The sequence below is a fragment of the Streptomyces sp. NPDC054840 genome (assembly GCF_053611065.1).
In genome coordinates, this window is sequence record NZ_JBSGZP010000786.1 from 1 (window position 1) to 3,104 (window position 3,104).

4 protein-coding genes are annotated in these 3,104 nt (G+C 72.4%); 2 read left to right on the forward strand and 2 right to left on the reverse strand.

Features of this window, described 5'->3' with window-relative positions:
• Nucleotides 1-78 precede the first annotated feature (78 nt).
• Nucleotides 79-954: a CAP domain-containing protein gene (locus ACWGIU_RS33990; protein ID WP_453711955.1), complete on the reverse strand. Its 876-nt coding sequence runs from the start codon at nt 952-954 to the stop codon at nt 79-81.
• 299 nt (nt 955-1,253) lie between these two features.
• On the opposite strand from ACWGIU_RS33990, the gene ACWGIU_RS33995 reads away from it, so the two are divergent.
• On the forward strand, nt 1,254-1,961 hold the full coding sequence (locus ACWGIU_RS33995; protein WP_453711956.1) for a hypothetical protein: 708 nt from the start codon (nt 1,254-1,256) through the stop codon (nt 1,959-1,961).
• 58 nt (nt 1,962-2,019) lie between these two features.
• On the opposite strand, the gene ACWGIU_RS34000 is transcribed toward ACWGIU_RS33995, so the two are convergent.
• On the reverse strand, nt 2,020-2,586 hold the full coding sequence (locus ACWGIU_RS34000) for a hypothetical protein (RefSeq protein WP_453711957.1): 567 nt from the start codon (nt 2,584-2,586) through the stop codon (nt 2,020-2,022).
• Between the two features lie 171 nt (nt 2,587-2,757).
• Here ACWGIU_RS34000 and ACWGIU_RS34005 point away from each other — a divergent pair.
• The coding region (locus tag ACWGIU_RS34005; protein ID WP_453711958.1) for an NAD(P)-binding domain-containing protein at nt 2,758-3,104 on the forward strand (347 nt) is incomplete at its 3' end.

Here is a 3,104-nt window from a genome sequence, read left to right on the forward strand (position 1 = left end):
GTGCCGGGGCCGGTGGGGGGTGGCCGGTGGGGGGGCCGACGGGGAGTGGCCGGCGGGGGGTGGCGGGTGGGAAGGCTCCTACTTCGACGTCCCGAAGTTCTGCGTCCACCACGGGCCGCCGTCGCCCTTGTGGACTCCTATGCCGATCTCCCGGAAGGAGCAGTTGAGGATGTTGGCCCGGTGGCCGGAGCTGTTCATCCACGCCTTCATGACCGCGTCGGCGTCCGACTGGCCGCGGGCTATGTTCTCCCCGAGGCGGGACCACCCGTAGCCGGCGGCCTCCACGCGCGAGGTCATGGTGGACCCGTCGGGTCCGGTGTGGGACATGACGCCGCTGCGGGCCATGGTGTCGCTGTACGCGCGCGCTGCGGCGGCCAGCTTGGCGTTCACGGTCAGGGGTCCGCAGCCGGCCGCGGACCGCTCCTTGTTGACCAGGGCGAGGACCGCGGACTCGGAGTCCCCGGAGGAGCTGCCGGAACCGCCCGACGAGCCGCCCGACGAGCCCCCGGACGTCCCGGACCCGCCTGAGGTGCCGGAACCGCCGCCTGTGCTCCCGCCGGACGTGCGCGGGGGCTTGCCGGCCGGGGTGGACTTGGCCGGGCTGCTCTCCTCCGCCGCGGGCTTCGCGGGCGCCGCGGACTCCGTACCCGCGGCGGCCGGAGTCTCGGGCGGCAGCGAGCCCGTGGCGGCCGCGGCATCGGCGGTGACCTCGGGGAGCGGGGCGGTGGGGCTCGCCGTCCCGGCCGTGGCCGCGGTGGTCGGCGTCCCGGACTTCGCCCCGCCGGCGCCGTCGGCCCGCTGGTCCACCTGCGTACCGCCGCCGGAATCGGCCACGGCGACGCCGACCGCCACCGCCGCGGCGGCCGCGGTCAGGGACAGGACGATGCGGGTGCGCATCGCCTTCTTCCGCCGCGCTTCGACGCGGGACGGCGTTGCGGGAGTTCGGCTGCTCATGCCTGTAGCACCTCACAGAGGGAAGGGGGTGGGGTGCGACCGAGCCTAGGGTTGTGATCAGTGAAATCCGCGCGCCGGAGGGGCACTTCACGTTCCCTTAAGGAAGCCCGCAGGATCGGTTCAGGGGACGACTCGGGTCATCCCCTGCCATTCGGTCCATACGGACTCGACGGAGGTCGTCCAGCTCGTCGCCACTCGCCGGCCCGACCGCACGATCGGGGCTCCGCCGCGGGGCGGCGGGTGCGTACCGGCGGCGTGTGATCATGTCCGTCGACAGATCCGCACCTCATGGGGGGACCATGCGCACCCGCACCACCACCGCCACGACCGGTCTCGTGACCGCGCTCGCCGCGCTGCTCGTCCTCACCGGCTGTACCTCGCCCGGAGACAGTCGGCCCGCGGCGTCGAACTCCGCGTCCGTCCCCGCGCAGAGCGGCGGCGGATCCGGCTTCGAGGGACCCCGGCCGCAGGACCAGAACCTGCTGGCCTGGACCGGAGACCCCAATGACGCGGGGCACGTCACCGCCCAGTCCTCGGCCGGGGTCGGCGGCCGGGTCACCCTGGTACGGATCGTGCTGCGCGAGCAGATCACCTGGTCGAACGTGTGGCTGGGCCTGGCCGGCATCGACCCGAACGCCCAGCTCGCCAACTGCTACCTCGGCGTATACGACGCCAAGGGCGCTCTCGTGGCGACCACCCCCGACATCTCCCCCCAGCTGATGACCGACGCGATAGCCAAGCCGTTCGCCCTCGGCAAGCCGTTCACCGCCGCTCCCGGCACCTACTTCATCGCGCTGCTGCTCAACGGCACTTGGGCGACCAACGGCCTCACCCTGAAATCCACGGGTGCCGGCATCTCGGTCAACGCCGGTCTGACGCCGCCGAACCTCCGGTACAGCAACGTGCTGACCGGTCAGACCTCGCTGCCGCCCACGGTGAACCTCGCCGAGCAGTCCACGAGCACCATCAACACCGGCTGGGCGAGCCAGTGGTACGCGATCTCCTGACCGGGCTTCCGACCCTCACGTCCGGGTGACCCCACCCCGCGCGTCCGACGCCGCGGGGTCAGCCCCGGATGGAGACGATCTTGCGCGTGGCCAGGTCGGCCTGGACGAAGACCTTCGTCGTGTCGCCTCCCCACGTCAGCGTGACCGTGGCATCGGTCCGGCCCGCGCCGCTGCCGGTGGAGGTGACCTTCCACCTGAGCGGCACGTTCTGCGCGCGGAGCACGCCGTCCGCGTGGTTGTCCTGCTCCCACTTCCTCAAGTCCGCCTGGAGCGGCTCCGAGAGGTAGAAGGCGCGCAGGCGGTCCGCCCTCGCCCCGTCGCCGTCGTACACGGAGTCGATGTAGGAGCCGTAGAAGTCGGCGATCCGGGTGAAGGCGCCCTCGGGGCTGCCCGAGACGGACGGAGCGGGGGCGGCGGCCTGGATCGGCGTCCCCGCTTCCGGTCCGTGCGCGGAGGCGCTGGTGACGAGGGCGAGGGTGAGTACGGCGGTGGCCGCGAGGGTGAGGGAGGCGGTTCGCCTGGCCGAGAGTATCTGCCGAGCCTTTCCCCGTGCTGAGTGGCTGTACCGACCGACGGTCCCGATCCGGTCCGGTTCGCGGAATGCGAGAAATGGCCGAAAGGTCACCCCCTCGGCCGTATCGGACCGGTCAGGCGCCCGCCCGCACGCCGATCGGCCCTCGTTCGGCGGCGCGATCGCATCGCCCGGCCGGGGGACGATCACCGCGGGGCGGAATGCCGCGCCCGGGGCGGGGGTTGGTGCGGACGCGACACTGGAACCGGATGCACTGGAGAACTCATGAAGATCGGCATCATCGGCGCGGGCAACATCGGCGGCAACCTGACCCGTCGGCTCACGGCCCTCGGGCACGAGGTCTCCGTGGCGAACTCGCGCGGTCCCAAGACCCTGGCCGCGCTGGCCGAGGAGACCGGAGCCACCCCCGTCACCGTGGCGCAAGCGGCGCGAGGCGCCGAGATCGTCGTGGTCACGATCCCCTTCAAAAACGTGCCGGACCTGCCGAGCGACCTCTTCGGCGAGGCCGCGGAGGGCTTCGCGGTCATCGACACCGGCAATTACTACCCGCGCCAGCGCGACGGCAGGATCGCCGGCATCGAGGACGAGGGTCTCACCGAGAGCCGCTGGAC

Bases quoted from the DNA above. Each gene is read 5' to 3' on its own strand.
- ACWGIU_RS33990 (WP_453711955.1), bottom strand. From the start codon at position 954: ATGAGCAGCCGAACTCCCGCAACGCCGTCCCGCGTCGAAGCGCGGCGG.
- ACWGIU_RS33995 (WP_453711956.1), top strand. From the start codon at position 1,254: ATGCGCACCCGCACCACCACCGCCACGACCGGTCTCGTGACCGCGCTC.